This window comes from Bacteroides sp. L10-4, from assembly GCF_013373675.1.
In the GTDB taxonomy this organism is placed as follows: Bacteria; Bacteroidota; Bacteroidia; order Bacteroidales; family Bacteroidaceae; genus Bacteroides; species Bacteroides muris.
In genome coordinates this window covers 1-26,198 of the sequence record NZ_JABXJH010000009.1, presented here as the reverse complement: position 1 = coordinate 26,198, position 26,198 = coordinate 1, and the positions used below count along the sequence as shown (strand labels likewise).

30 protein-coding genes are annotated in these 26,198 nt (G+C 43.4%); 25 read left to right on the top strand and 5 right to left on the bottom strand.

All coding sequences use genetic code 11. From position 1 onward, the window contains the following. Positions 1-162 precede the first annotated feature (162 nt). The 14 genes from HU824_RS04670 (at position 163) to pseI (ending at position 11,777) form a co-directional block, all read left to right on the top strand. Positions 163-489, top strand: a complete 327-nt coding sequence (locus tag HU824_RS04670; RefSeq protein ID WP_005825341.1) for a PadR family transcriptional regulator — start codon at positions 163-165, stop codon at positions 487-489. A gap of 82 nt (positions 490-571) precedes the next feature. After that, positions 572-1,681: a PspC domain-containing protein gene (locus tag HU824_RS04665; protein WP_136010393.1), complete on the top strand. Its 1,110-nt coding sequence runs from the start codon at positions 572-574 to the stop codon at positions 1,679-1,681. Positions 1,682-2,223: 542 nt separating this feature from the next. Further along, positions 2,224-2,760, top strand: coding sequence for a UpxY family transcription antiterminator (locus tag HU824_RS04660; protein WP_136010394.1), 537 nt, complete (start codon positions 2,224-2,226; stop codon positions 2,758-2,760). Between the two features lie 35 nt (positions 2,761-2,795). Next, the gene (locus tag HU824_RS04655; RefSeq protein WP_136010395.1) at positions 2,796-3,284 is read left to right on the top strand and encodes a UpxZ family transcription anti-terminator antagonist; all 489 of its coding nucleotides are present in this window, start codon (positions 2,796-2,798) and stop codon (positions 3,282-3,284) included. A 14-nt stretch (positions 3,285-3,298) separates the two neighbouring features. Further along, complete coding sequence (pseB, locus tag HU824_RS04650) at positions 3,299-4,321, top strand: UDP-N-acetylglucosamine 4,6-dehydratase (inverting) (RefSeq protein WP_136010396.1); 1,023 nt, start codon at positions 3,299-3,301, stop codon at positions 4,319-4,321. Continuing rightward, positions 4,318-5,481 (top strand): UDP-4-amino-4,6-dideoxy-N-acetyl-beta-L-altrosamine transaminase, encoded by a 1,164-nt coding sequence (pseC, locus tag HU824_RS04645; RefSeq protein ID WP_176468232.1) that lies wholly within the window; start codon positions 4,318-4,320, stop codon positions 5,479-5,481. The genes pseB and pseC overlap by 4 nt, the downstream gene beginning before the upstream one ends. Continuing rightward, positions 5,478-6,161, top strand: a complete 684-nt coding sequence (pseF, locus tag HU824_RS04640; protein ID WP_176468231.1) for a pseudaminic acid cytidylyltransferase — start codon at positions 5,478-5,480, stop codon at positions 6,159-6,161. Before pseC ends, pseF begins: the two co-directional genes overlap by 4 nt. Positions 6,162-6,274: 113 nt before the next feature. Continuing rightward, a complete protein-coding gene (locus HU824_RS04635; RefSeq protein ID WP_136010399.1) occupies positions 6,275-7,207 on the top strand; it encodes an Rpn family recombination-promoting nuclease/putative transposase in 933 nt (310 codons plus the stop codon). 23 nt (positions 7,208-7,230) lie between these two features. Further along, positions 7,231-8,193 carry a UDP-2,4-diacetamido-2,4,6-trideoxy-beta-L-altropyranose hydrolase gene (gene pseG / locus HU824_RS04630; RefSeq protein ID WP_176468230.1) on the top strand — a complete coding sequence of 321 codons (963 nt, stop codon included), beginning with the start codon at positions 7,231-7,233 and terminating at the stop codon, positions 8,191-8,193. Continuing rightward, positions 8,190-8,813 (top strand): GNAT family N-acetyltransferase, encoded by a 624-nt coding sequence (locus HU824_RS04625; protein ID WP_136010401.1) that lies wholly within the window; start codon positions 8,190-8,192, stop codon positions 8,811-8,813. The genes pseG and HU824_RS04625 overlap by 4 nt, the downstream gene beginning before the upstream one ends. Then, positions 8,770-8,997 (top strand): acyl carrier protein, encoded by a 228-nt coding sequence (locus HU824_RS04620; protein ID WP_136010402.1) that lies wholly within the window; start codon positions 8,770-8,772, stop codon positions 8,995-8,997. The genes HU824_RS04625 and HU824_RS04620 overlap by 44 nt, the downstream gene beginning before the upstream one ends. 2 nt (positions 8,998-8,999) lie before the next feature. Then, positions 9,000-9,746: an SDR family NAD(P)-dependent oxidoreductase gene (locus HU824_RS04615; RefSeq protein WP_176468229.1), complete on the top strand. Its 747-nt coding sequence runs from the start codon at positions 9,000-9,002 to the stop codon at positions 9,744-9,746. A 12-nt stretch (positions 9,747-9,758) separates the two neighbouring features. Continuing rightward, positions 9,759-10,763, top strand: a complete 1,005-nt coding sequence (locus HU824_RS04610) for a 3-oxoacyl-ACP synthase III family protein (RefSeq protein WP_136010403.1) — start codon at positions 9,759-9,761, stop codon at positions 10,761-10,763. Further along, complete coding sequence (gene pseI, locus HU824_RS04605) at positions 10,764-11,777, top strand: pseudaminic acid synthase (protein ID WP_176468228.1); 1,014 nt, start codon at positions 10,764-10,766, stop codon at positions 11,775-11,777. A gap of 349 nt (positions 11,778-12,126) precedes the next feature. Here the strand turns inward: pseI and HU824_RS04600 are convergent, their stop codons facing one another. The 3 genes from HU824_RS04600 to HU824_RS04590 are packed head-to-tail and all read right to left on the bottom strand — an operon-like array spanning position 12,127 to position 13,182. Next, positions 12,127-12,540 carry an N-acetylmuramoyl-L-alanine amidase gene (locus HU824_RS04600; protein ID WP_136010405.1) on the bottom strand — a complete coding sequence of 138 codons (414 nt, stop codon included), beginning with the start codon at positions 12,538-12,540 and terminating at the stop codon, positions 12,127-12,129. A 2-nt stretch (positions 12,541-12,542) separates the two neighbouring features. Continuing rightward, entirely contained in the window at positions 12,543-12,650 is a 108-nt protein-coding gene (locus HU824_RS04595; RefSeq protein WP_176468227.1) for a smalltalk protein, read from the bottom strand. 46 nt (positions 12,651-12,696) lie between these two features. Then, positions 12,697-13,182 carry a DNA-binding protein gene (locus HU824_RS04590; RefSeq protein ID WP_136011356.1) on the bottom strand — a complete coding sequence of 162 codons (486 nt, stop codon included), beginning with the start codon at positions 13,180-13,182 and terminating at the stop codon, positions 12,697-12,699. Positions 13,183-13,390: 208 nt separating this feature from the next. Between HU824_RS04590 and HU824_RS04585 the strand changes: the two genes are divergently transcribed. Beyond that, positions 13,391-13,609: a DUF4248 domain-containing protein gene (locus HU824_RS04585; RefSeq protein ID WP_136011357.1), complete on the top strand. Its 219-nt coding sequence runs from the start codon at positions 13,391-13,393 to the stop codon at positions 13,607-13,609. A 131-nt stretch (positions 13,610-13,740) separates the two neighbouring features. On the opposite strand, the gene HU824_RS04580 is transcribed toward HU824_RS04585, so the two are convergent. Both HU824_RS04580 and HU824_RS04575 read right to left on the bottom strand, forming a co-directional pair. Then, positions 13,741-15,516 carry a DUF3987 domain-containing protein gene (locus HU824_RS04580; protein ID WP_136011358.1) on the bottom strand — a complete coding sequence of 592 codons (1,776 nt, stop codon included), beginning with the start codon at positions 15,514-15,516 and terminating at the stop codon, positions 13,741-13,743. A gap of 54 nt (positions 15,517-15,570) precedes the next feature. Beyond that, on the bottom strand, positions 15,571-16,170 hold the full coding sequence (locus tag HU824_RS04575) for a BT4734/BF3469 family protein (protein ID WP_136011359.1): 600 nt from the start codon (positions 16,168-16,170) through the stop codon (positions 15,571-15,573). 318 nt (positions 16,171-16,488) lie between these two features. Between HU824_RS04575 and HU824_RS19665 the strand changes: the two genes are divergently transcribed. From HU824_RS19665 to HU824_RS04530, 10 genes are all read left to right on the top strand, one after another. Continuing rightward, positions 16,489-16,611, top strand: a complete 123-nt coding sequence (locus tag HU824_RS19665) for a hypothetical protein (RefSeq protein WP_255260470.1) — start codon at positions 16,489-16,491, stop codon at positions 16,609-16,611. Positions 16,612-16,727: 116 nt separating this feature from the next. Continuing rightward, positions 16,728-18,296, top strand: coding sequence for an ATP-binding protein (locus HU824_RS04565; protein ID WP_176468225.1), 1,569 nt, complete (start codon positions 16,728-16,730; stop codon positions 18,294-18,296). A gap of 170 nt (positions 18,297-18,466) precedes the next feature. Further along, positions 18,467-18,616 carry a helix-turn-helix domain-containing protein gene (locus HU824_RS20000; RefSeq protein WP_353061880.1) on the top strand — a complete coding sequence of 50 codons (150 nt, stop codon included), beginning with the start codon at positions 18,467-18,469 and terminating at the stop codon, positions 18,614-18,616. A gap of 510 nt (positions 18,617-19,126) precedes the next feature. Next, complete coding sequence (locus tag HU824_RS04560; protein WP_176468224.1) at positions 19,127-20,560, top strand: lipopolysaccharide biosynthesis protein; 1,434 nt, start codon at positions 19,127-19,129, stop codon at positions 20,558-20,560. 35 nt (positions 20,561-20,595) lie between these two features. Next, the gene (locus HU824_RS04555; protein ID WP_176468223.1) at positions 20,596-21,522 is read left to right on the top strand and encodes a glycosyltransferase family 8 protein; all 927 of its coding nucleotides are present in this window, start codon (positions 20,596-20,598) and stop codon (positions 21,520-21,522) included. A gap of 116 nt (positions 21,523-21,638) precedes the next feature. Then, on the top strand, positions 21,639-22,754 hold the full coding sequence (locus tag HU824_RS04550; protein ID WP_255260469.1) for an EpsG family protein: 1,116 nt from the start codon (positions 21,639-21,641) through the stop codon (positions 22,752-22,754). A 16-nt stretch (positions 22,755-22,770) separates the two neighbouring features. Beyond that, the gene (locus tag HU824_RS04545; protein WP_255260468.1) at positions 22,771-23,751 is read left to right on the top strand and encodes a hypothetical protein; all 981 of its coding nucleotides are present in this window, start codon (positions 22,771-22,773) and stop codon (positions 23,749-23,751) included. A gap of 41 nt (positions 23,752-23,792) precedes the next feature. Then, complete coding sequence (locus tag HU824_RS04540; RefSeq protein WP_217994165.1) at positions 23,793-24,983, top strand: glycosyltransferase family 4 protein; 1,191 nt, start codon at positions 23,793-23,795, stop codon at positions 24,981-24,983. Between the two features lie 38 nt (positions 24,984-25,021). Beyond that, on the top strand, positions 25,022-25,852 hold the full coding sequence (locus HU824_RS04535; protein ID WP_176468222.1) for a glycosyltransferase: 831 nt from the start codon (positions 25,022-25,024) through the stop codon (positions 25,850-25,852). 121 nt (positions 25,853-25,973) lie between these two features. Beyond that, positions 25,974-26,198 (top strand): NAD-dependent epimerase/dehydratase family protein (locus HU824_RS04530; protein ID WP_176468221.1); only part of this gene is annotated, 225 nt, incomplete at its 3' end.

Here is a 26,198-nt window from a genome sequence, read left to right as displayed (position 1 = left end):
GCTTTTATTGTTAATCATATTTAATATAAGGTACTTTGTAATACAAGGTACTGGTATAATACATATATTTGTGCCATACAAGGAACGTCAATAGAATTAATAAGGACACTCATTACTCTATTGCGCAGCAAAATAGTAAATTGTCAAATTGTAAATGCCATTATGGATGTAAACAATGTAAAGTCGCAAATGCGCAAGGGCATGCTTGAATATTGCATCATGCTGCTGCTTCACAAAGAGCCGGCTTATGCTTCGGATATCATTCAGAAGTTGAAAGAAGCCAGACTGATTGTAGTAGAAGGTACACTTTATCCATTGCTCACCCGTCTGAAGAATGACGACCTTCTGGGATATGAATGGATTGAGTCTACACAAGGTCCTCCCCGTAAATATTACCGGTTGACGGAAAAAGGAGAAGTTTTTCTCGGTGAACTGGAAACATCCTGGAAAGAATTGAACGAGACGGTGAATCACATCAGCAATTCTTGAAATGACCACAGAGAATATGCCGCATTCGCCGAATGGTAAATAGTAAATCGTAAATAGTCAAATTGTAAATAAATAGTGTGTTATGAAAAAGACATTAACTGTAAATTTAGGTGGAACCGTTTTCAATATTGATGATGACGCATACCGTCTTTTGGATAATTATCTGAGTAATCTCAAGATGCACTTCCGCAAGGAAGCCGGTGCCGACGAGATTGTAGATGATATTGAACGCCGTATTTCCGAACTCTTTGCCGAGAAATTGTCGGCCGGCTCACAAGTAATTACGATAGCCGATGTAGAAGAGGTGATTGCCCGTATGGGAAAGCCTGAAGATATGGAGGCGGAAGGAGAGAGTGCTAGTGCCGATTCCGGCAGCACGAGTACCGGGGGCGGCTATGGTGCCGGTGCTTGGAACAGTAATACCGCTTATGGCACTACACGCCGTCGTCTTTACCGTAATCCGGATGACAAGATGCTGGGTGGTGTCATCAGTGGAATGGCTGCTTACCTAGGATGGGACGTGACTTTGCTTCGGCTGTTGCTGCTTGTTATCTTGATTTGCGGGGTAGGGACGTTGATACCGGTCTATATCGTATGTTGGCTGATTATACCGGAGGCTCGCACGGCTGCTGAGAAGTTGAGCATGCGGGGCGAGGCCGTTACGGTGGAGAATATCGGAAAGACGGTGACGGATGGTTTTGAGAAAGTCGCCAATGGGGTGAATGATTATATGAGGTCGGACAAGCCCCGTACTTTCCTGCAAAAGTTGGGAGATGGGCTGGTGATGATTGCCGGCTGGTTTTTGAAAATCTGTCTGGTGATATTCGCCATTATCTGCAGTCCGATACTGTTTGTATTTGGAGTGGTATTCGTGGCGCTGTTGTTTGCTGCGATAACGGTCGCTGTCGGTGGTGGTGCGGCTCTCATTTCCCATTTCCCGATGGCTGATTTGGTACTGTCTACTTCTCCGTTGTCTGCCATTGTGATGTACATTGCAGGTATCTTGCTGGTAGGGATTCCTTTGGTCAGCCTTGTGTGGGCCATCTTTAGCCAGATATTCAAATGGCAGCCGATGAATTCCGGTCTGAAGTGGACGCTGGTTATCCTTTGGATTGTAAGTGCGGCTTGTTTCGGAATCTGTTTTGCGGTGCAGGGGGCTACTTTCCCGGAATTGGGTATCTTTAATTTCTGAGAATAGTAATTTCTTTTTTAATTGATATCGTGTTTGTAGGAATCTGATTTCTATAAACACGATATTTTTTTACTTGGGTGTAATTTGCTGTTATACAGTGGAATATTGCGTTTAGAAAAGGTGTTTTTTAAACGTTCGTTTAATGAACGCAAAGATAACGTGTATTTTTGAATCTCGCAAAATGTTTAATAAAAATATTCTATAAATTTCTTTTTAGTGAGTATAATACTTTGTCAGTAAGCCTATTGCATTGTATTTCTCTAACTTCTTCCTTTTACTAATTTTTAAGTAATCTTTTCTCTTTAATTTTCTTAAATATTGACGTTCAAAAAACGAACGTCTATTGAACGCTTTTTGCTTGCAATAGATTCGTTTACAGTATTTTACCTGACAGGTAATGAATGACTGCAAAAAATCTGTTGGCAAGAAGGGCATAAAGCTTGTCGTATTCTACATAATGTGCCCGCAAATAATTGAATTTCAAGTATATACAAGAGATTCAAAGCCCCAGGAGAACACCCTTTTCTGAACAAAAGCATAAAATGGGAATAGAGAAAGAGGCCGAAATTTGGTATGCCATGCGTGCCACCTACCGCAGAGAACCGGATGCCATGCGTCTGCTCAAGAAAGAAAATTTGGGCTGTTTCATTCCTATGCAATATAAGATATGTATAAAAAAAGGAAAAAAAGTCCGTGTTTTGGTTCCGGTCGTTCATAATCTGCTTTTTGTCCATGCCCGTCCTTCCGATGTGCAGCGTGTCAAGTCTCAAGTCACTTATTTGCAATATATCACCGATACTCGCAGTGGACAGAAGATTATTGTCCCCGACAGTCAGATGCAGCGTTTCATTGCCGTATCCGGCACTTACGATGATCATCTTCTTTATTTTCAACCGGATGAATTGAACTTGTCCAAAGGTACCAAAGTCCGGATTACCGGCGGTGAATTTGAGGGGCAAGAAGGTATATTTCTGAAGGTGAAAGGCGCACGTGACCGTCGCGTGGTTATCGAAATACAAGGTGTCATAGCTGTTGCCATGGCCACTATCCATCCCGATCTTATAGAAGTAATCGGCTGAACTTTAATTTTTAATTCTTAATTCCATAATTGCTTATGTCTCTTTCCGAAGAAGCAATCTCTCTTCAGCGTGCTGCGCACGAACTGATGTATTTGGGTATGGACGGCAGTCCCGTCTATAGCGATGACTTGTCACGGCGGAACGGTGAGGTCTACCGTCTTACCATGGCTTTGTACCGGTCGGGTATTAAAGGTGCTACCATCGAAGAGCAGGCAAATGTCTGTCTTGCCCTTCTTATGGGTTACGGCGCCTCTTTTGTCGACCATGGCGAAAAACAGCGGCATGTCCAGGAAGTGCTGGACTGTTGTTGGGATGTGCTCGACGCCCTTCCCGCTTCCTTACTGAAGCTCCGCCTGCTTACCGCCTGCTACGGTGAAGTGTTCGACGAGTCTTTGGCCGACGAGGGCCGTTCCATTATCTCCTCCTGGGATTCCTCATCACTTACTCCCGAACAGCAGGAAGCGGTTGATGAGTTTCAGGATGTGACAGGCAATCCCTATCCGTGGGAATATATCGATGAATAAAACTTTTCATTATAATGCTTAACAACAAATCCGTATTGATTACCGGAGGAACAGGTTCCTTCGGCAAGAAGTTTGTGGAAACCATTCTTCGTGATTATCCGCAAGTAAAGAAAATCATTATTTACTCCCGTGATGAGCTGAAGCAATTTGAACTGAAGCAGAAATATCCCGGTCATAAGTATCCGCAATTGCGCTTCTTTATCGGTGATGTCCGCGACCTTGAACGTCTGACGCGGGCTTGCGAAGGAGTGGACGTGATTATCCATGCAGCTGCCATCAAGCAGGTGGATACCGCTGAATACAATCCCGAAGAGTGCATCAAAACCAATGTACACGGTGCGCAAAATGTGATAAAGGCTGCTCTTGCCACCGGGGTCCGGCATGTGGTGGCCCTTTCTACCGACAAGGCCTGTGCCCCCATCAATCTTTATGGCGCCACCAAACTCACTTCCGACAAGCTGTTTACTGCCGCCAACAATATCAGCGGTTCCAAGGACATCAAGTTCTCCGTAGTACGTTATGGCAATGTGATGGGTTCCCGTGGTTCCGTAATCCCTTTTTTCATCAGCAAGCGCGACAACGGGGCGAAGGAACTTCCCATAACCGATATGCGCATGACCCGTTTCAACATCTCGCTGGAAGCCGGTGTAGCTCTGGTCATGTATGCCATCGGACATCACCTGGGTGGTGAAATCTTCATCCCTAAGATTCCTTCCTACCATATCAAGGATGTGGCCGCTGCCATTGCGCCCAATCTGCCGCAGGTGGAAGTGGGCATCCGTCCGGGAGAGAAGCTGCACGAAGAGATGATTACTGTAACCGATGCTCTTGATACGATCGACTTGGGCAGATATTATGTCATTCTTCCTTCCGTATCTTTCAGGCACAGTCGCGAAGAGTTCATCAGACATCACAATGCAATGCCCGTTCCCGACGGTTTCCACTACAGCAGTGACAACAATACGGAGTGGGAGACAGTAGAGACTATGCGCGAGAATATAAAGAAATACGTTGACCCTAATTTCGAGGTGAAATGATAAGCAAGCCTATTCCATACGGTCGTCAGCATATCACAGATGAGGATATCCGGGCAGTCATCGATACCCTGAAAAGCGACTACCTGACACAAGGCCCCAAGATTAGGGAATTTGAAACGAAATTTGCCGGATATGTAGGTGCGCAATATGCCGTAGCGGTGAACAATGCCACTTCGGGGCTTCATCTTGCAGCGACCGCACTGAATGTAAAGCCGGGCGACAAGGTGATTGTCACTCCCATGACCTTTGCTGCCAGTGCCAACTGCATCCGCTATTGTGGCGGCGAGGTGGTGTTCTGCGATATTGACAAGGATACCTACCTCATGGATATCCGTAAACTTGAAGCCATGCTTAAGGCTTCTCCCCGCGGTACTTACAAAGGTATTGTTCCGGTTGATTTTGCCGGCTATCCTTTGAACCTGGAAGAGTTCAGAAAGCTTGCCGACGAGTACGGCCTGTGGATTATCGAAGATGCCTGCCATGCTCCCGGCGGCTATTTCACGGACAGTAAAGGCAAGAAACAACATTGTGGTAACGGTTGTTTTGCCGACTGTGCCGTATTCTCTTTCCATCCCGTGAAACATATCGCTACGGGTGAGGGAGGCATGGTGACCACCAACAGCAAGGAGCTCTATGACAAGCTTTGTCTTTATCGCACTCACGGCATTACCAAGGATGCTGCCTTGTTGCACGAGCATCATGGCGGCTGGTATTACGAGATGCAGGAACTGGGGTATAATTACCGTCTGACTGATTTCCAGGCTGCCCTGGGTGTTTCTCAGCTGGAGCGTGCGAAAGCAGGTCTTGACCGCCGTCATGAAATCGTGAGACGCTATAATGAAGCGTTTTCCGGAATAGATGGCATCAAGACTCCGTTCAATGCTGCCGATGCCTATCACGCCTATCATCTTTATGTCATTCAAGTGGCCGACCGCTTGGGCCTTTATAATTATCTGCACGAGAACAATGTCTATGCGCAGGTTCATTATGCTCCGCTCCATCTGATGCCTTACTATCAGCAGTTGGGCAGTAGGAAAGGCGATTTGCCTGTAGTCGAGGAATATTATGAGCATTGTCTGAGTCTTCCAATGTATCCTACGTTGACGGAGGAGGAGCAGGAGTATGTGATAGAGAAAGTAATTGAATTTCTACAGAAATGAAAAATATCTGTATTATTCCTGCCCGCGGCGGCAGCAAGCGCATTCCGCGTAAAAATATCAGACCCTTCATGGGTAAACCTATCATAGCATATTCCATTGAGGCGGCTTTGCAGAGCGGACTTTTTGATGAGGTAATGGTCTCTACCGATGATGAGGAGATTGCTGCAATCGCTTGCAGATATGGTGCCAAAGTTCCTTTCATGCGGAGTGCCGAGATGTCAAATGACTATGCCGGGACGGCTGATGTCATTCTTGAAGTTCTGCAGATGTATAAAGAGCAAGGCAGAGAGTTCGAAACGGTTTGTTGCATTTACTCAACGGCTCCTTTCGTCACTCCCGAAAGACTCCGGGAAGCATATGGGAAAATGAATTCGGAGATAGATTCCGTTTTCACTTGTGTGGCTTATTCCTATCCCATACAGCGCAGCCTTCACATCGTGGACGGGAGAATCGGTATGGTTTATCCCGAATACATGAATACACGTTCCCAAGATTTAGAGCCGATTTATCACGATGCCGGTCAGTTCTATTTCTCTCGTACCGCTTCCTTTGTGGAGAGCCGGACTTTTTGGGGTGAGAATACAGCCGGGTTGGTACTTTCCGAACTTGAAGTGCAGGACCTCGATACGCTGACCGACTGGACATTGGCAGAAATGAAGTATGGATTGCTTCATAGATAACCTTCGTGTATGGTTTTAAAGAGTTTGCAGGTAGAAAAAGATTCTGGATATTTCTAGTTTCGATATTTATCGTTATCTTTGCATATACATATAACTAACTATCGGTGAAGGTTATGGAACAGAAAGATAAATATATACGTTTTGACTGGGCGGTGAAAAGATTGCTGCGCAACAAGGCTAACTTCGGTGTTCTCGAAGGTTTCCTTACCGTGCTGTTGGGCGAATCCATCCATATCGTGGAGATACTGGAAAGCGAGGGTAACCAGCAGTGTGAAAGCGATAAATTCAACCGTGTGGACATCAAGGCCCGCAACAGTAAGGACGAAATCATTATTGTGGAAGTTCAGAACACCCGCGAGATTTATTATCTGGAACGTATCCTTTTCGGTGTAGCAAAAGCCATCACAGAGCATATCGAACTGGGAAACCTTTACTCGGAAGTGAAGAAAGTGTATTCCGTCAGTATCCTTTATTTTGACATCGGCAAGGGGAATGATTACTTGTATCACGGTCAGAACACATTCGTAGGTGTTCACACGGGGGACTTCCTCGAAGTGAGCACCAAAGAGAAAAATGCTATCGTACGTAAGCTGCCTTCCGAAATATTCCCCGAGTACTTCCTTATCCGGGTGAACGAGTTTAATAAGGTAGCCGTCACTCCGCTTGAAGAGTGGATAGAATATCTGAAAACCGGTGTCATCCGTCCCGACACGAAAGCTCCCGGTCTGGAAGAGGCCCGTCGTAAACTGATTTATTATAACATGAACCGTGCCGAACAATTGGCGTATGACGAGCATATCAATGCCGTGATGATTCAGAATGATGTCCTGACCACGGCAGCGGAGGAAGGCCGGCAGGAAGGCAGGGAGGAAGGCCGGCAGGAAGGCAGGGAGGAAGGTCGATTGGAAGGTCGATTGGAAGGTCTTGCTGCAGGCAGACAAGAAGAGAAGAAAGAGAATGCCAGAAACATGAAAAAACTGAATGTTTCCTTTGACATCATTCATCGGGTTACCGGACTATCCATTGAAGAGATAGACAAACTCTAAATATTTTAATTTATCTCATTTCCTTGAGAAAAGTCTATTTCCGTGCCGACGCAAGCGCTACCATCGGCTACGGTCACTTTATCCGTACTCTGGCTTTGGCCGATATGCTGAAGGACGATTTCGATTGTACCTTCTTTACTTGCCATCCTACCTCATATCAGGTAAGTGAGATGGAGAAGGTATGTCCTTTCATCCCCTTGCAAGAGGAAGCGCATTATGATGAGTTCCTTTCCCATCTACAAGGTGATGAAATCGTGGTGCTCGACAATTATTTCTTCACTACCGATTACCAGCGTGCCATCAAGCAAAAAGGCTGCCGCCTGGTTTGCATTGACGATATGCACGATAAGCACTATGTGGCTGATGTTGTGATTAACCATGGTCAGACCAATTCTGCACTTTTCGACGTGGAACCTTACACCCGGCTTTGTCTGGGATCTGACTGGGCACTGTTGCGCAGGCCGTTTCTAGAGGCTGTAAAAAGGGAAAGTATTTCTTCGGATAGGATAGAGAAAGTGGCTGTATGTTTCGGAGGAAGTGACATTCATGATATAACCGGTTATTTTGTGAATCAGGTACTTCGATTCTGTACTGTGAACAGTATTACGGCAGTAGTAGGAGATGCTTACACCTCTCATTCATCGTGTGTGCAGGACAGTCGCCTTGTTTATCGTTCGCGCCTTACGGCACAAGAAATGGCAGACCTTTTCTGCGACTCCGATCTGGTGATTTGTTCTGCCAGTTCGGTTTGTATGGAAGCATTGGCATGTGGGGCAGGAGTGGCTGCCGGATGGTATGTAAATAATCAGAAAGAATTCTATATGAATTTGAAAGAGTCTGACTCTATTATCCCTTTGGGGAATCTGTTGGATAAACATTCTAGTACAATATTGGATTCGGGTAGTAAATTGCCTATAAAGCCAAAGATTGTAAATGGTATGGCATTTATTTTACAAAATTATCGAAACATATTTAATGAACTATGATATCAATAGATAGGAATACCATTTATAAGACTCCCCGATATAGTTTTAAAAATTTTGTACAGTTGTCCTTTGAAGAAAAACTAAATGTTTTAAATTGGCGGAATGACATAAATGTACGACAATGGATGTATCATTCAGAGGTATTACAGCTGGATGACCATTTGAAATTTGTTGATGGGCTGAGTATGCGGGACGATTGTTATTATTGGCTGGTATATGATGAAAATGAGCCGATAGGGGTAATGAATGTCACCGGTGTGGATAAAGAATCGGATAAGGCGGAGTTGGGCTATTATTTAGTTCCCGGCCTTTGTGGTGAAGGTTTTTTCTTTGTCAGAGAGTGCTTTTTTTTCTTCTTTGAGATTCTTAAGATAAAAACATTCTATGGTGCCGTCAATGAGGATAATTCAGAGGCTATTATGCTTGACAGGTTTTTCGGATGCGAGTTTTTATCTTTTAAGACTTTGCGGCAAAATGAAAAGGAGATCAGGTATTGGGTTTGTGATGATTATTCTCCGATGGATTTCTTGGAAAAATATAAACTTGATGTTATCGATTATATAAAATACGTAAAAGATGAGAATAGAAAAATTCGTTCAAGACTTTGCAAATCAATTTGATGAAACTGAAATGTCAGAGTTTAAGGCAGATACCGTATTTCAGGAATTGGAAGAATGGTCTTCACTGACTGCCATGTCCGTGATAGCCTTTATCAAGACAGAGTATGGTAAAAGTGTGACGGGTAAAGAGATTCGTTCTTGTGGCACCATCGAAGATTTGTTTAATCTGTTGCTCTCCAAATGAATATGGTGGATAATCCTTTTTCCCTTCAAGGAAAAACCATACTTGTGACAGGTGCGTCTTCCGGCATAGGCAGGGCCATTTCTATTGCTTGTTCCCGAATGGGTGCGAAAGTAGTGCTGACCGGCCGTAACAAAGAACGTCTTAATTCAATATTTGACAGTCTTTCGGGAAATGGCTGTCAGATGTTGGTAGCCGACCTTACATCGGACGAGGATGTTCGGGCTCTTGTGGGACAATTGCCTTTGTTGGACGGGGTGGTTTATTGTGCTGGTATAGGCCAGCGACTTCCTTGTAAAATGGTTATGTCCCAAGATGTTGATGAAGTAATGAACATCAATTTCAAATCGAATGTCTTGTTGCAAGCCGCTTTGCTTAAGGCGAAAAAAATACAGAAGTCCTCTTCGATAGTGTTTATAGCTTCCCGTGCGGCATCATCCCCTAGTATCGGAAATGCTATATACAGTGCATCAAAAGGAGCCCTGATATCGTATGCCAGATGCTTGGCGCTTGAGCTGGCACCGAGGCTCATTCGGGTGAATTGTATTTGTCCGGCAATGGTTGCAACCGATTTGATTTTGAAAGGCGGTCTGACTATGGAAGATTTTGGGGCAGCACAGTTGCAATATCCTTTGAAGCGTTACGGTACCCCCGAAGATGTGGCTTATCTGGCAGTCTACTTGCTTTCGGATGCTTCTGCATGGATGACCGGTTCTTGTGTTGATTTAACGGGGGGGGCGAATGAACTGTAATAAATTGAAATTATGGGAGCGTATATAAAAGCAATCTCGTATTATCTGCCTGAAACGGTTTTGACAAACGAAGCACTTGTTCGGGAGTTTCCGGAATGGAGTGTGGATAAAGTGGCACAAAAGGTAGGCGTACATTCACGGCACCTTGCGGGAGAGCATGAAACGGCCGGTGACATGGCAGAAAGAGCTGCACGAAGGTTATTTGACGAATACACTATTGATCCGAAGGAAGTAGATTTTCTTCTTCTTTGTACACAGAGTCCTGATTATTTTTTTCCTTCTACGGCTTGTATTCTTCAGAATCGTTTAGGATTGCGTACCGATGTGGGCGCTTTCGATTATAATTTGGGATGTTCCGGTTGTGTGTATGGATTGGCTGTAGCCAAAGGCCTGATAGCGGGAGGCATTGCACGAAACGTATTGTTGCTGACGGCAGAAACCTATAACAAATATCTTCATCCTTCAGACAAAAGTAATCGTTCGATATTTGGAGATGGAGCGGCTGCATGTCTCATTTCTACGGATGGTTTTGCAAAAATAGGTGCATTTGGAATGGGAACTGACGGCAGCGGTGCCGAACACTTGATTCTGAAAACAGGAGCAGCACGTTGGAAGATGGCAACAGGTCTGTCTGTGACAGATGATGAAGGACATGTTTGGCATGATGATTATCTTTATATGAATGGAGGTGCTGTATTTAACTTTACTTTGGAGGTGGTTCCCGCTTTGCTAAGGCTGGTTCTCGAAAGAAATGAAATGCAGAAAGAGGGAATAGACTACTTTGTATTTCACCAAGCTAATAAATTTATGCTTAATACCATTCGTAAAGTATGTGGATTATCTAAAGATAAATTTTATGTAAATTTGGAAACGACAGGTAATACGGTATCTTCCACAGTGATGATCGGACTGAAAGATTGTATGGATATGGGGATAGTCAAATCGGGAATGAGTGTAATGATTGCAGGGTTCGGAGTGGGATTGAGCTGGTCTGGAACGGTATTAAAATTCAAATAAATGAACAAATCAATAATAGTCGCAGAACTTTCGGCCAACCACAACGGGAGCAGACAAGTGGCTGCTGACACCATTAGAGCCGCCAAGCGTGCAGGTGCCGATGCCATAAAACTGCAAACCTATACAGCTGACACCATAACCCTGAACTGCCATGCCGATGATTTTAAGATAAAGCAAGGCACAATCTGGGATGGGAAATATTTGTACGATCTCTATAAACAAGCCTATACCCCTTGGGAGTGGCACGAAGAATTGTTTCGTGTGGCCAAGGAAGAGGGACTTGTCTGTTTTTCATCACCGTTTGATAAAACTGCGGTAGATTTCCTGGAATCCTTGGGCAACCCCATTTACAAAATTGCCTCTTTTGAAATTACGGATATTCCTTTAATAGAATATGCCGCCAAGAAGATGAAACCGATGGTGATGTCTACCGGCATTGCCACTGAAGAAGACATCCGGTTGGCTGTAGATACTTGCCGTGCGGCGGGCAATGATGATATTACGCTGTTGAAATGCACCTCCTCTTATCCTGCCCCCATTGAGGAAGCCAATCTGTGCATGATAAAGGATTTAGCCGAGCGCTATGGAGTGAAGTCCGGTTTGTCCGATCATACCATTGGCAGTGTGTCTGCCGTAGTGGCTGTGACACAAGGTGCAACCATGATTGAAAAGCATTTTATTATCGACCGTAGTATTGGCGGCCCCGATGCCTCATTCTCAATGAACGAGCAGGAGTTTGCCCAAATGGTGAAAGATATACGCATGGCCGAAGCGGCTATCGGCTCAGTATCGTATGAACTTACTGATAAGATGAAGTCGGGAAGGGAGTTCTCCCGTTCGCTCTATGTAGCCGAGGATATGAAAGCCGGAGAAGTGGTTACAGAGCAGAACGTTCGCTCCGTTCGTCCGGGCTTCGGTTTGCACCCTAAGTATCTGAAAGATATATTGGGAAAGAAAGTAAATCAGGATTTGGAGAAAGGAACGAGATTTGCATGGGAGTTCGTGAATAGTTAGAGGTCATCAAAAAAGAGAATATTGTTACTGCAATTCTTTATGGTTCTGAGGCACGTGGAGAGGCAAAACAGAATAGAAACAGGTACTATTATTAGCCCGATTGTGATGACTCGTAAAGCTTGGGAGGCAGCAAAGAGAAAGACTGTATTTTATTATAATGTAGTGAAAGATGGTGTGTTGCTGTGATGGAAGAGGATATAAAGCGTGATATTGTCAATTATAGGCGTCAAAAGGCATGTGACGATAAAGAATTATTCTCCGCTTACACATCTTTATACGCTGGATATCCCCAATAAAGAAGTGCGCATGGGGTTGATGAAATTGGGTGTAGAATGAAGAAGGGAGCCTTTTACAGCCCCCTATACTCCCTTTCCGCATCGAAACACGGACAAGCTTTCGCCGGATTCAAATCATGGTGCCCCACAATCAGCGCCCGTGGAAAGATACGCTTCAACTCACGTAGCAGTGCCAGTAACGAAGCCTTCTGTTCCCGTGTGCGGGTATCGGCAGGACAACTTGCAGCATCCAGTCCTCCTTCATAGCAGATGCCGATAGAGTGGCGGTTGTGATTGAGGCAATGCGCACCGGTTTTTTCCAACGGGCGGCCTCGGTGAATCTCGCCGTCGCGCGTCAGATAGAAATGATAGCCGATGTCGCGGAAACCGCGGTGGAGGATGTGGTCGCGGCGGCAATCCTCAAAGCTCAGGGTCACGCCTTGAGGCGTGGCCGAGCAATGAACAATGAGCAGGGTAATCGTACGCATGGCTATTTGCAAGCGCCCAGACCTAAAGCTCCCGCCAAGGCGGTGGCTACGGTGATGATTACTTTGAGGACAATGCCCCACACGGATCTTGATTTTTTGTCTTCACTCATGATGATTGGTAATTGATAATTAGTAATTAGTAACTTGTAATTGTTCTCATCCTAACGGATTCTCGCCCTGGTCACCGTCATTCCCTCCGGAACCGCCGTCGGAACCACTGCCGTCGGGAGCTTTCCCGCCTACGGCATATAGGGAAGCTTCCTTCAACTGTCCATCCAGGTTGATTTGGGCATTGCTTAGTTCGCCGGTGGCACGGGCGCGGAGCTTCAGCCCCTTCACGTTGTTGGCCAGCGAGAAGTCGGCAGCGGATTGCGCCCCTTTCTTGCTGACGATTCCTACGGAGAAGATGGCAAGGTCATCCAGTTTCACGTTCTTGCCGTCCAGAATCAGTTCCTTGGTGCAGGCCACCATGTCTGCCAGCACTCCCTTGATGACACCACTCGAATAGGGGGTGTTGTGATTGGACATGTGCTTGGCCAGTTTTTCGATGTCGAAGGTCTCTTCGATTACGGGGCGTGCATACCAGAGGCCTTTCAGTGGGCTGTCTTCGCCCGTCACTTGATACTTTTTGTAACGAATCATACTATTAAAATTTAGAAGTTAAAGGATAAAAACATTTGCTGTGTTGAACTCAACGATGCAAAGATAAGGCTGTGGATACGGGCGTTTGCCGGTTTTTGCAGGTTCTCGTCTGTTAGGGTCTGTTTTAGTCGGTTATTTACGCTTGTAAGTTTGATAATGTCATGATTTATAATTACTTTTGGTGAAAAATAAATCATAACTGTCAACTATGGATTCTTTTGTCATACGTACATACGGGCGTACCGAATTGGCCCAAATCTATTGTCCCAATCTTTGTCCGGAGGCTGCTTTCCGCAAGCTGAAACACTGGATAGACCTTTGTCCCGACCTGCGTGACAGGCTTTCCGCCTTGGGCGGTTCCTCCCGTTCCCGCTCCTATACGCCAGCCCAGGTGAGGCTGATAGTGGCTGCACTTGGAGAGCCTTAAACCTGAGGTCGGGCGGCGTGAAGGTCAAGTCGGGAAGCGTAAAGGTGAGGTTGGTACACTTGGTACAAAGGTTCATCCGTCCTTTCGCCTCACACACACACACATGCGCGTGCGTGAAGCGAAGCAAACTGTCAGACTTTTGGTTTCCGGTATTTCCCCTTGCCATCTACATATTTCACCAGTCCGTTTTTCAGCATGCGCTTGAGCCAGGTGGAGGCGGTTTCCGATTTGATGCCCATCTCTTCGGCTTTCTGCAGGAAAGAGGCCCTTGTGAATTCTTCTTCCATGCTGCCTACCAGCGCATCCCGGTCGGCATTGCCGCGGCTTGTCACTTCGGTGTGGGGTAGGAAGGAGAGGATATGGGTGGTATGCCGGTAAAGGCTTTCGGCCAGTGAGAGTACGGCATGGAAGTCATCGGAAGCAATGAGGAGATCCCATCGGCTGACAATGTGGTCTTTCAGATTGTCTGTGGCTGTGTGAGGGTCGGGCGACACGTAAGGCGAGGCGGTGATTTCCCCTTGTTCCATTGCGCGGAGCATGGCCACCACTTCCATGATGCGGCAGATGTTGATGGCCAGACGTGCCACGCTGCTCGACATCTCGTTTCCGTTGGCCAGTCCGGAACGTATGAAAAGTCGGGAGAAGAGCCGGTTGAATTCATCTTTCTGTCCGTCCGTAAGGTGAAGGGTGAATATTCCGTTCATGACAATGGTTTTCATTTTCTCCTTCCATTCCATGCCCAGAGCCTTGAAGGTATCTTCGAGATCGCTGTCATTGCGGTCGAACTGGTTTTGCCAATGATGTATGGCAGGCATGTAGTAGAACACCTGGCGGGAAAAGAGCCCGTTCTCGGCAGTGGGAATCAGTGGTTTCACTTGTGAGGGGGTGCCCGACAGAAGTACGGAAAGATAGGTCTTTTTCACTTCGCGGTATTCTTGGTCGGTGCGCCGGTTGTAGGACAGCCGGTCGTGGTCGAAGGCCTTGCGCATGGTGTCGCTCCAGTGTCCGTATTCCGAACCGATGGCGGTGGAGATGGTGTCAGCTTCGCTTTCGCATATCAGTCCGGTACCGTCGGAGTCTATCAGGTTTTGCAGGATGCCGGTTCCGGTGTTGTTGCCCGAGATGAGGAACATCTTGTTGAGAGGCATTACGGGAGTCTCCGTTTTTCCACGTTCCTTGCCCAGTGTGTCGTATTTTGCTTTTTCGCGGCGGTAACATGCCATACTTTCGGCTACCTGCTCACGTATCTCGTCGTGAATGGGTTCGGCAAGCAGGCGTACCAAGGAGAGCACTCCTTTGCCGGATGCAGGCAGGGCTACTACAAAGGTTTGCAGGCAGGGGGACATCATTTTTCCTCCGTAGGAACATCGGACGTGTTTCCCCATGCTGGCGCCCAATACGGTGACGGCACCCAGTAGCAGTACATCGTATTGGGCGGGGGAGGTTCCGCAGCTCATGATGCGATTCAGGGGATAAGGCCAGTGGAGATGTTCGTCGAAAGTGGGTAATGGAGACAGTGGTTCAATGCCCGCTGCGGACTCTTCCTCGCGTGCGCGTGTGTGTGAGGCGGAAGAGAGGGGTGAACTTTGTGTACCAAGTGTACCAATGGCGGGTGCGGCTTCGTGCTGAATCTTCACGCCGCAAAGCTCGGCCAGATGAAAGGCGGTTCCCAGATGCACGTCGTTACGGCCTGTCTTCAGGGCATTGCTGAAGAGCTTGTCGGCCGCTTGCGGGTTGTACTTCGGAGACGGGCTGCACAGAGCCAGAAAATCAGTACGGCCTGCTTCGCCGCAGTCGTTGGCGATGGCAAAGGCCAGTTGTATATATTCTTGATAGGTTGGAGCAATGTCTGCTCCTGCATTTCTGACTGCTTCGGCCAGAAGGTGCAATGAAGATAGTGGTTCCATCAGATTTGGTAATTTATAATTAGTAATTTGTAGTCGGTGATTTGCAATGGCTCATCATTCGAAGTCCACAACTTTTCTGAGCAGTGCTTCCGGGTCGTGGCAGAGGAAACAGGCACGTACGAGGTCTTTCCCCGAAGTGTCCACTCCTTTTCCGGGTTGTGTGTTTTCGGCGTCATACATGCAGTGGACGTAGTTCATGGCCCAGCGCACCGCCTCCGTGCAGTCTTTTCCGATAGGGCAGGGTACAAAAGCCTTTACACCCCGTCCGGTGGGGCTGACGAACACCAGCACCGGCGCGAGGTAAGGGTCATCGAACAGCAGCTGTTTCAGGCGTCGGGCTTCGTCAGGCGAGTCGAGGTGATCTACGTCTACCACCACCAGTCCGGAGGGTAGTTCCAGGCAGTCGCTCCGTCGTCGGGTGAATACGCCGCAGGGGGTGACATAGGGCAAGGTTTGCTGTTTCAGCATCCGGCAGTTGTCGTCATCGCCTTGTAGGGCGGCTTCGCGGATGGCTTGGGTCAGGATGATCAGCCGTTTGTTGGCAGTGATGAGTTGGTAAACTTCGTTCAGTTCCAAAGTACGCAGGGGGGTGAGCGTGGCGCTTTTCACGGTTTTCCCGGTCGCTCCGTCCTTCATCGGTGAGATGGGTGGCATGAAAAGCGACATTTTTAAAGATTTTCCATTTTGTTGTTTTAAAGATTTTGTGCGAAGTTAGGGCTCTTTTCTCATTATATATTTTCCATATATGGAAAATATTTTAAATGTGAGAAACCTAAAATAACGTTTAATAACATGTACTTTTTTAATTCTGATAACATAATACAAGACGACGATGAATGTAAACAGTAATCACCCTATACTGGGTGCTTTGTTTGAGAAATGGCGTAAAGAGAAAGACTTGAATATTAATACTCTTGCCAAAGAAGCCCATATTTGTACAACTACGTATGGAAAAATAAAAAAGGGCTGGATGTGAGATTAAGTGCTTATCAGTCACTTTTTTATTACTACTCCATGGATTTGGAGGATGATGAAATCAGGCAGATGGTGAATGAGTGGCTGGAGGGATGGCTGAAGGTGCGGAAAAGGGAATAAAGAATGGCAGACATTCTTAAAAAAACGTTCTGCTTTCTTTGCCATGTGGGCAAATACTCTTAACTTTGTATGTGAGAACCATTGGTGGAGTGAAGGTTGGAAAACGAGAAAAGGAAATGGAACAGATGCGCAAACTGCCTATCGGCATACAGACTTTTGAGGAAATACGTAGAGATGGTTATCTCTATGTGGACAAGACTGCTCTGGTTTATCAGATAGTGACTGTTGGTAAGCCCTATTTCTTGAGTCGTCCGCGTCGTTTTGGCAAGAGCCTGCTCATTTCAACTTTCGAGGCGTATTTTGAGGGCCGTAAGGACTTGTTTCAGGGGCTTGCCATAGAGCGGTTGGAAACGAAGTGGGAGCAATATCCTGTGTTGCATTTGGACCTGAACGCCGAGAGGTATGACACAAAAGAGGCTCTTGAACAGATGCTTTCACGCAATCTTAGCCTTTGGGAAGACCGTTGGGGGAGTGATGCGGTGGAAGGTACGCTTTCTTCCCGTTTCTCGGGAGTTATCCGGCGTGCTTATGAAAATACGGGCAAGCAGGCGGTTGTCTTGATTGACGAATACGACAAGCCTCTGCTTCAGGCCATTCTCAATGAACCGCTTTTGGAAGAATACCGCAGCATTCTGAAAGCCTTCTACGGAGTACTGAAAAGTTCCGACCGCTACCTCCGTTTCGTGTTCCTGACGGGTGTCACCAAATTTGCTCAAGTCAGTGTGTTCAGCGACTTGAATCAGCTGAACGACATCAGCAGGGACTATGATTATAATACTTTGTGTGGCATTACGAAAGCTGAACTGATAGAGACATTTACCCCTGAGATATTCCGTCTGGCCACCGTGGAGAAATTGACGTTTGAGGAGACAGTCCTTTCTCTGGAAAAGCGGTATGACGGTTATCATTTCTGTGAAGATACAGCTGTTGGACTGTTCAATCCGTTCAGTGTGCTGAATGTGCTTCAGAAACAGAAATTCGGTAATTTCTGGTTTCAGACCGGTACCCCTACTTATCTTGTCGATTTGTTGAAGCAGAGCGACTACGACCTTCGCCTTCTCATTGGAGGTGTGGAAGTTACTGCTTCCGCTTTCTCTGAGTATCGTGCGGAGGCCAACAATCCGCTTCCGATGATTTATCAGAGCGGCTATCTGACCATCAAGGGGTATGACAAGGAAGTGTTGCTTTATACTCTGGCGTTTCCCAACGATGAAGTCCGTTACGCTTTTCTGAGCTTTCTGGTACCTTTTTATACAAAGATTACTGATGACGAGACCGGTTTTCATATCGCCCAATTTATGCGCGAGCTTCGTGCCGGAGATGTGAATGCTTTCATGGAGCGCCTGAAAGTGTTCTTTGCAGGTATTCCCTACGATTTGAGTGGCAGTACCGAGCGCCACTACCAAGCTATTTTCTATGTTGTTTTCACGCTGCTGGGGCAGTTTGTGGAGACAGAGGTTCGCAGTGCTCGCGGCCGTGCTGATGCTGTGGTTCATACTCCTGCAGCTATATATGTTTTTGAGTTCAAGTTAGACGGCAGCGCTGAGGACGCGTTGAAGCAGATTGACGAAAAAGGCTATCTGATTCCTTATGCTCTGGACGGCAGGAAACTGGTGAAGGTAGGGGTGAATTTCAGCAAAGAGACACGGAATGTGGACCGGTATATAGTGGAGCAGGGATTATGAACATTTATTGCCTTTGACTATCGGATTGAACTAACAACAAATCTTAAAAATCAGTGTCCTTATTGACGTTATTTATTAGGAAACCGTCTTGTGGTGGGTTTCCTTAATCTATATGCCCCCACTGGATGCTAAAAATATATTATCTGTCTAATTACTTGAAAATTATCTAAATGGGTAAGAACTTTATTCACTCTTCATTTGGTGCTTTTATCGAAACTTTACGTAAAATGAGAAAGATTACTATCGCGGAACTTGCTTTGGAAGCTCATATCAGTACAAAAACGTATATCCATATAAAAAAGGGCTCGATGCAAGACTAAGCGCCTATTTGTCGCTGATTTTCTACTATTTCGGGGATTTGGAGGAGGAGGAAATTAGGTGGGTGGTTAATGGGTGGCTGGATGAATGGCTTAAGGTGAGGAGAAGAGGGTGAGTTTTTGGATGATGAAGAATTATAAATATTGGAGTTTATTTGTTACATACAAGAGTGCAATTCTTTGAAATATATAGAATTGGGCGGTGAAAAGACAAGATTGGTCTTCACTAATTACTTGGATTTTTTGTTTGGTTTGGTACGGAAATATGACAAAGAAAAGCTAAATCTTTTGCAAAGAATTGAACACTATTTTATGGGTAGATATTGATAAAAAAGGTGCTATATGCGTGTAGCGAGTGCTTGCCTGCACTCAGTACCTTTGAAACTAATATCTGTAAACTGATTATGAAGCGTGTGTTTTAATTACCTAGGGTATTATTCAGGTATTCCCTTTATAAATTATAAAGCAAAAATAGATACAAACTTCAAAATTGTAAATTGTGAGTAAGAGAGTATGGCAGAGTCAATGAAGACACAGGCTGTAAAGGGCGTGGCATGGAGTGCGATAGAACGCTTCTCGATGCAAGGTGTACAGTTTGTATTGACCATTGTTATTTCCCGTTTGGTGGCTCCCTTGGAATATGGGCTGATTGCGATGCTGGGCATATTTATGTCGTTGGCACAATGGTTCATTGATAGTGGTTTTAGTAATGCGTTGATACAGAAAAAGGATAGGACGGAGATTGATTTTTCTACGGTGTTCTATTTCAATATAGTGGTGGCTGTCATGGTATATCTATTGTTGTTCGGAATTGCCCCTTGCATAGCAGCTTTTTATAACGAGCCGCTACTGAAGATTATCACCCGATGGGTGGGGCTGAACATTGTAATCTCTGCCTTCTCCATCGTACAGAGAGCAAAATTAACCATTCAGATGGACTTCAAGATACAGGCTCAGGTTTCCTTTTTCTCGGTGGTACTGAGTGGTGTTTGCGGCTTGATTATGGCTTATAAAGGATTTGGTGTGTGGGCACTAGTGATGCAGGGATTGCTGGGCTCCATACTAAACACATTGTTCATTTGGGTGTTTTCACGCTGGATGCCCGGTTGGTGTTTTTCGTGGCGCTCTTTCAGATTGCTCTTCTCATTTGGTTCCAAACTGATGCTGTCGGGCTTGTTGCACACTATCTATCTCAATCTCTACGCATTGGTTATAGGACGCAGTTATTCGGCGGCGGATGTTGGCTTCTATAATAGAAGTTTGTCTATAGCTCAATTCCCATCGCAGACTATTTCCGGTATTATCACAAGGGTTATCTACCCTTTGCAATGCGAAATGCAGCATGATGCGGAGAGGCTCTCTCAATCTTTTCTTCAATACTTGCGCATGAGCTGTTACATTATTTTTCCGCTATCGGTGGGAATAGGTGTTCTCTCGCGTCCGTTAGTGTTGGTGTTGCTCACAGAAAAATGGATTCCTATAGCTCCTCTAATCTTCATACTTTGTATAGCTTATATGTGGTATCCTGTAATGGTGGTAAACAATCAGATGTTGAACGTAAGGGGACGTTCAGACTACTTTTTGCGAGAAGAGGTGATAAAAAAGATAGCTGCAATAGCTATCTTGATAGTCACCATGCCTTTGGGGGTTAAAGTACTTTGCTGGGGATTAGTATTCTATAATCTGCTGGATATGGTGATTGGTGTTTATTACACAAAAAAAGTGATAACTACGGGATTCGGACAACAGATACGAGCCCTTTTACCTGCGTTTTTGCTTACGGCAGCTATGGGTGGGGTGGTTTCTCTTTTCTTGCTGATGGTTACCAACGTCTATGTGCAGTTGGTGGGCGGTGTGTTGGTGGGTCTAGCCACGTATGCTTTGTTGAGCTATCTATTCAGAGTGAAAGAGATTGGATATTTACTCTCTTATATACAAAAAAAATAAACCATTGTATCATTAAAAAATAAACTATCTACATCATGACAACAATTCCTATAGTATTTGCCACAGATGAAAATCTCATTATACAGACAGGTATATGCATATATTCTCTGTTATCGTCGTGTGGGCAGGAAACTCAATATGATATATATATCATTACCGATTATGGGAAAAAGATGGAGGCACTGAAGGGATGGGTGCAGCTTAAGAATAACCCTCACTGCTTGGATATACATTTTATAAAATCTAATAATGAAATTTCCGATGCTTATGAAGTTAGAGGTATCACAAAAGCTACTTATTATAGGTTGTTGATACCTAAACTGATACCTGTATATGATAAAATAATTTACTCTGATGTTGATATCATATTTAAATGTTCTTTGAATGAGATATATGAAGATGTTGATTTGAGTAACTATTACATTGCTGGTGTGAGAGCGTATATAGAGAATGAAAAAAGCAATAATTATGGTATAGAGTTGGGATGTACAGATTCTGATTACATAAATGCGGGTTTTCTTATCTTGAATTGCAAGAAAATAAGAGAGGACAAGATAGACTTGGAATGGATAAAATTGGGCAAAAGAAACTTTCTATACCAAGATCAGGATATAATCAATTTGAGTTGTGATACAAAGAAATATTTGTTGCCCGTAAAATACAATTTCACAAAACAACACTATCAAGCATTTGCTACGCATACAGTGAACAGTTTTAACCATATTGATGAGCGAGAAATGGAAGAGGCTATGCGTCATGGCGTAACGCATTATACAGGTCCTGTGAAGCCGTGGAATGGGCTGTGTTATAGGCATGAAGACTGGTGGTGCATGTATCAAGAGTCTCCACTTTTTGATATCGATTATTATCACAATCGTGTTCACTCTTTTGTTTCTATGAAGCACTTATCACTAAAAGGAAGAATAAAATTGCTAATAAAATATTTTTTTGATATTCGATAATAGAGAAGAGTACTTTAACCGGAATCATCAGACATAATTGTTTTATTCCGTGGGATTATGATATTGATGGTGGATATAGCTCCTTTTCTCCCTTGCAATCACAGAGATGTTTTTCATTGGAAGAAAATCTAAATAATGAAACAACGGATATTATTGAAATAATGGAAATTTATTTTTTCCTATTGTTGGTAGGAATTATAGGAGCTTTGTTGAGCCAAGATTGTAGATTGAAAAACATTGGTTTCTACTTTATTTCGATATGCATTCTCTTGCTTTTTGCAATGGTGGTGTTTAGATATGATGTGGGAGCTGACTATCTTAGTTATAAGGATTATTATAATAGGATTCATTCAGTATCCAAATTGACAGCCGAGGACTTTTTTGTAGAACCGGGTTATGTAATATTATCTTCTTTACTGCGTTCTATAGGTGCTCCATTTGAAATATTATCATTGATATTATTTTCGATTATTGTGTATAATCTAAAAAGGACTATTTTTTATTTTTCAGATAATGTACCTTTGTCAATCGTCTTGTATATATTTCTGTTCTTTTTATCTTTTAATTTTAATTTGGTTCGTCATGGAGTAATGGTAACCTTTGTATGGAAAGGATGTTTCTTATGGCTGGAAAATGAGAAGAAAAAGGCTGTTTTTTCCCTTGTTGTTGGTGCAATGTTTCATGTTTTGAGCCTTTTCTTTTTACCCATACTACTGATTAGTTCTAAAAAAGATCCGACATATATGTACGTCTGTATTTTAGTACTTTCTTTTTTTGTAGCTCTACATCCAGATACTGTCATTTCATTATTTGATGCATTACTTTTCCCAATGATTGGTATGGATAATAGGCTGTTTTTTTATCTCAATGGAGGGCATTCGGGAGAATTGAACGAGACGTCTTTAACAATGGGCATGTTCTTTAATATTGCCATATTCGGTGCTTCGTATCTGTTGTTTTCAGTTAGAAAAAAAATATTCCTCTATAATATATTGTTTGTGGGTATTGTTTTTTTCTTGCTCTTCAATTCTTTTGGTGCTATATCACAGCGCATAGCGAGTACTTGCTATATGGCAAATATTTTTATTATTCCATCAATAGTAAATTTAGTTCATGTAAATAGATGGCGTTTTTTATGCATGGCAATTGTCTTGCTATATGGTATCTTGATGTTTAGTCAGGAAATTTTTAAGGATTCTGGTAATTATATTCCTTTTACGACCATTTTTTAATGTAATTTGTTGATACATGAAAATACTGTTTCGTTCTTTTTTAGCTTCAATGCTTAAGGAATCATTCTTCTTACTGTCGTTTTACAATACTTATTATTATGTGAAAAATGAGAAGAAGTTTTGGAAAGAGATAAATCGTCGAAAGGCGATGAGTATCTTTGAATACAAAGAACTGGTGAAGCCTATACCCTTTTGTCCTATTGAAACCATTAGAGATTCTAACTTTTATGGTCAGGCCTATGCTTTGAAACAATATGCAGGTGTGGATAAATTTGATTGGTCTATAGAGCATGGTCTTTATGTTGATGATTATGTGCCTATAGCAGCTCGATGTAAAACTACAGAGCGTATCATGACTTTCAGTGATATACGGGTGAAAGGGCTTGAAAGTGTTCACAAACCAGTGGTGTCTATCGGCCCCTATATACATTATGCCGAGTGCATGGTGAACCATGAGGAGATGAATTTGCTAAAGAGAGAATTGGGTAGAACGCTGCTCTTTTTTCCTACGCATACTAGTTGTGAAGGTGGTTTGGAATATAAAGTACATAGCATGATTGATGAATTACTGAAGTTTAAAAATCAGCATGGGTTTGATACAGTAATTGTGAATATGTATTATTTGGATGAGTATAAAAAGGGTTTTGGTGATTTGTATGCAAAAGCCGGATTTAAAGTGACTACTGCCGGACACCAATTGGATATAAACTTTTTGAATCGATTGAAAACCATTATTTCGCTGGCCGACTATACTTGTTCAAACAGCATTGGTACGCATACGGGCTATTGCATTTATCTCAATAAGCCTCACCTTATTATCAATCCTGCTCAAACGTTGGATGAGGTAGAGCCTTTATGGCATGATTTGTGGAAAGCTTTCGAAAGTAATTCGCCTCAAGCACAAATACAACAACAAATTCTTTCGCACAAGTATTGGGGCTTTGACTGCGTAAAAAGTAAGGAAGAGATGCGCTCCCTTTTATTAAACAATAAATAATGTAAAATCTTCTTCGATTGATAGATAAAATTAAAAATAGAATGAAAAAGGTGAAAATTATATTTTCCGGATGGATTAATGCACCTAACGGAGCGGCACGATTTGTACTTGGATTAAAAAAATGCGCCAACGACTTTGCTGAACAAGGGGTGAGGCTTTCAATCTTTACGCTTGACGATGTTTATGGCGAGGTAAGAAAATTCTCTGATTATGAAAAGATAAAAAAGAGGGCATCACTGAAAGATAGACTGATGAGATATGCTAAATATAGCCATCTCATGACGTATGCTATGATTTATTTTTCTGGATTACGATATTCCAAACGGATAGTAGAAGCCTTCGATGAAATACCCAATGATGAATTGCCGGATATTATTCATTTCCAAGACTTGTTTGCTTGTTATTACTATTTGAAGCGTAAAAGAAAAAACAAAAAATCTGTGTATTTGACACTGCATAGTAATGGCTCTTTATGGTCAATGTATGAAGAGTATTACCCTTTGTTTCGTTCTTGTTTTTTTGGTATTATGAAACGTAGGATAGAGGATGTTGTACTGAATAGAGTGGATAAGGTAAATTTTGTAGCCGATTTCCCACGTCGGAATTTTTGTCATCTTTACCCCCACATATCTTCGCAAAAGACTTCATTTGTCTATAATGGCATCCCTGATATTGAAGGTGGAAGTAAGTGTATATCTTCAACCAATCAGACTAGGTTAGTATGCGTAGGAACATTGTGTAATCGTAAAAATCAAATAGGCATACTTCATGCATTATCTAAATTGACCTCTGAACAACAAAAATCTTTTTCTGTGACTTTTGTCGGAGATGGTCCTTCGCGTAATGCTTTGGAAAAAGTAGCAGCTACACTTTCAGCTGATATTTATTTTGCGGGCAACTCAAATCAAGTAAATGACTATTTGACTAACTCGGATGCTTTTATATTGTTTTCAAAAGACGAAGGATTGCCAATATCAATTATTGAAGCTATGCGTTGTGGTTTGCCCATTATATCTACCCGTATAGCAGGTATTCCGGAAATGATTGTCGAAGGAATTTCGGGCTATTTGGTAGATGCAGATGAACGACAACTCTCTGAGTTGTTTGAAAAAATATTGATTGACAGACCTGATTTTGTGAAAATGGGGGAAAAATCAAGAATTATTTATGAAGATAAATTTTCTCAAAAGGCTATGATATTGTCTTATGCAAAATTATGGCAGAAGGCTTGAGAGTAGCTATGAAGCCTTAAATAATTCATCTTATATAAATGTCACCCAACTATTCTGTATTGATTTCGGTCTATTATAAAGAAAGACCGATTTATCTGAAGTCTGCACTTGATAGTGTACTGAATCAAACGCTTCCTCCTTCTGAAATCATATTGGTTAAGGATGGACCTCTCACTGCTGAGTTGGAAAACATTCTATCTTCTTATGATACTAATTTGCTTAGAGTTATTCCTTTACCTGATAATTTAGGATTAAGCAAGGCACTTAATATAGGCTTGAAGCATTGCAGTTATGAATTTGTAGCTCGTATGGATACAGATGATATTTGTTATCCATATCGTTTTGAGAAACAAGTTCTTTTTTTGCAATCACATCCAATGATAGATATAGTGGGATCTTATGCTACTAAAATAGACGAATGTGGAAACAATCTCGAAGAGGTTATAAAGGTCCCGGTTACGCATGAAGATATTGTTCGTCTGGTCTGGACTTGTCCCATGAATCATCCTACTGTGATGTATCGAAAAAATGCTATTTTATCAGTAGGCGGTTATAATCCTGATGCCGGTCTGCGTCAGGATGATTATGATTTATGGTTCAGGTGTGCAGAAAAAGGATTGCATTTCGCTAATATTTCGGAATCATTGTTGTATTATCGCTTCTTTGCTGAAAGTGTGAGAAGAAACAGTATAGAAGTAGGTTGGTATAGAATGAAAACAGGTTTGCGCGGCTGTAGAAAACTTCATTTGTCTTTCATTGTATATATTGGAGTTTGTATTCCCTTTGTCCGTTCTTTATTGCCATATCCTTTAAATGTTTATTTTCAAGGGTTGATGAATCGCATGAATCCCCGTAAAATAAGAGGGTAAATAGGAATATCTTATATGCTATTTCTGGCAAGTAATTAATGACCTACCTTTATCCTCGGTAAAGGCTTTGTCCCTAACTGGTAATCACGTTTCCGGTCAGTATATTTTTTAGCATATTTCAATGAACATACTTATCACCGGAATCCACGGTTTTGTGGGTTCCAATCTTGTTATTGCCCTAAAGGAGCATCATAGCCTTTACGGGCTGGATATTGTCGCTCCTGAAAAGGAGGGGGTGGTGAAGACTTTCTCTTGGGAGGATATTGAACCGGCTTCTTTTCCGATGCGGAATCTTCCGAAATTCGATGCCATTATCCATCTGGCTGGCAAAGCCCATGATACGAAG

Bases quoted from the DNA above. Each gene is read 5' to 3' on its own strand.
- HU824_RS04595 (WP_176468227.1), bottom strand. From the start codon at position 12,650: ATGAGTGAAGACAAAAAATCAAGATCCGTGTGGGGCATTGTCCTCAAA.
- HU824_RS04620 (WP_136010402.1), top strand. From the start codon at position 8,770: ATGAGAATAGAAAAATTCGTTCAAGACTTTGCAAATCAATTTGATGAA.
- pseC (WP_176468232.1), top strand. From the start codon at position 4,318: ATGATAAGCAAGCCTATTCCATACGGTCGTCAGCATATCACAGATGAG.
- HU824_RS04575 (WP_136011359.1), bottom strand. From the start codon at position 16,170: ATGCCACCCATCTCACCGATGAAGGACGGAGCGACCGGGAAAACCGTG.
- HU824_RS04590 (WP_136011356.1), bottom strand. From the start codon at position 13,182: ATGATTCGTTACAAAAAGTATCAAGTGACGGGCGAAGACAGCCCACTG.
- HU824_RS04665 (WP_136010393.1), top strand. From the start codon at position 572: ATGAAAAAGACATTAACTGTAAATTTAGGTGGAACCGTTTTCAATATT.
- HU824_RS04670 (WP_005825341.1), top strand. From the start codon at position 163: ATGGATGTAAACAATGTAAAGTCGCAAATGCGCAAGGGCATGCTTGAA.
- HU824_RS04610 (WP_136010403.1), top strand. From the start codon at position 9,759: ATGGGAGCGTATATAAAAGCAATCTCGTATTATCTGCCTGAAACGGTT.
- HU824_RS04535 (WP_176468222.1), top strand. From the start codon at position 25,022: ATGTCACCCAACTATTCTGTATTGATTTCGGTCTATTATAAAGAAAGA.
- HU824_RS04540 (WP_217994165.1), top strand. From the start codon at position 23,793: ATGAAAAAGGTGAAAATTATATTTTCCGGATGGATTAATGCACCTAAC.
- HU824_RS04660 (WP_136010394.1), top strand. From the start codon at position 2,224: ATGGGAATAGAGAAAGAGGCCGAAATTTGGTATGCCATGCGTGCCACC.
- HU824_RS04625 (WP_136010401.1), top strand. From the start codon at position 8,190: ATGATATCAATAGATAGGAATACCATTTATAAGACTCCCCGATATAGT.
- pseI (WP_176468228.1), top strand. From the start codon at position 10,764: ATGAACAAATCAATAATAGTCGCAGAACTTTCGGCCAACCACAACGGG.
- HU824_RS04580 (WP_136011358.1), bottom strand. From the start codon at position 15,516: ATGGAACCACTATCTTCATTGCACCTTCTGGCCGAAGCAGTCAGAAAT.
- pseB (WP_136010396.1), top strand. From the start codon at position 3,299: ATGCTTAACAACAAATCCGTATTGATTACCGGAGGAACAGGTTCCTTC.
- HU824_RS04600 (WP_136010405.1), bottom strand. From the start codon at position 12,540: ATGCGTACGATTACCCTGCTCATTGTTCATTGCTCGGCCACGCCTCAA.
- HU824_RS04560 (WP_176468224.1), top strand. From the start codon at position 19,127: ATGGCAGAGTCAATGAAGACACAGGCTGTAAAGGGCGTGGCATGGAGT.
- pseF (WP_176468231.1), top strand. From the start codon at position 5,478: ATGAAAAATATCTGTATTATTCCTGCCCGCGGCGGCAGCAAGCGCATT.
- HU824_RS04655 (WP_136010395.1), top strand. From the start codon at position 2,796: ATGTCTCTTTCCGAAGAAGCAATCTCTCTTCAGCGTGCTGCGCACGAA.
- HU824_RS04555 (WP_176468223.1), top strand. From the start codon at position 20,596: ATGACAACAATTCCTATAGTATTTGCCACAGATGAAAATCTCATTATA.
- HU824_RS04635 (WP_136010399.1), top strand. From the start codon at position 6,275: ATGGAACAGAAAGATAAATATATACGTTTTGACTGGGCGGTGAAAAGA.
- HU824_RS04545 (WP_255260468.1), top strand. From the start codon at position 22,771: ATGAAAATACTGTTTCGTTCTTTTTTAGCTTCAATGCTTAAGGAATCA.
- HU824_RS20000 (WP_353061880.1), top strand. From the start codon at position 18,467: ATGGGTAAGAACTTTATTCACTCTTCATTTGGTGCTTTTATCGAAACT.
- HU824_RS04565 (WP_176468225.1), top strand. From the start codon at position 16,728: ATGGAACAGATGCGCAAACTGCCTATCGGCATACAGACTTTTGAGGAA.
- HU824_RS04615 (WP_176468229.1), top strand. From the start codon at position 9,000: ATGGTGGATAATCCTTTTTCCCTTCAAGGAAAAACCATACTTGTGACA.
- HU824_RS04585 (WP_136011357.1), top strand. From the start codon at position 13,391: ATGGATTCTTTTGTCATACGTACATACGGGCGTACCGAATTGGCCCAA.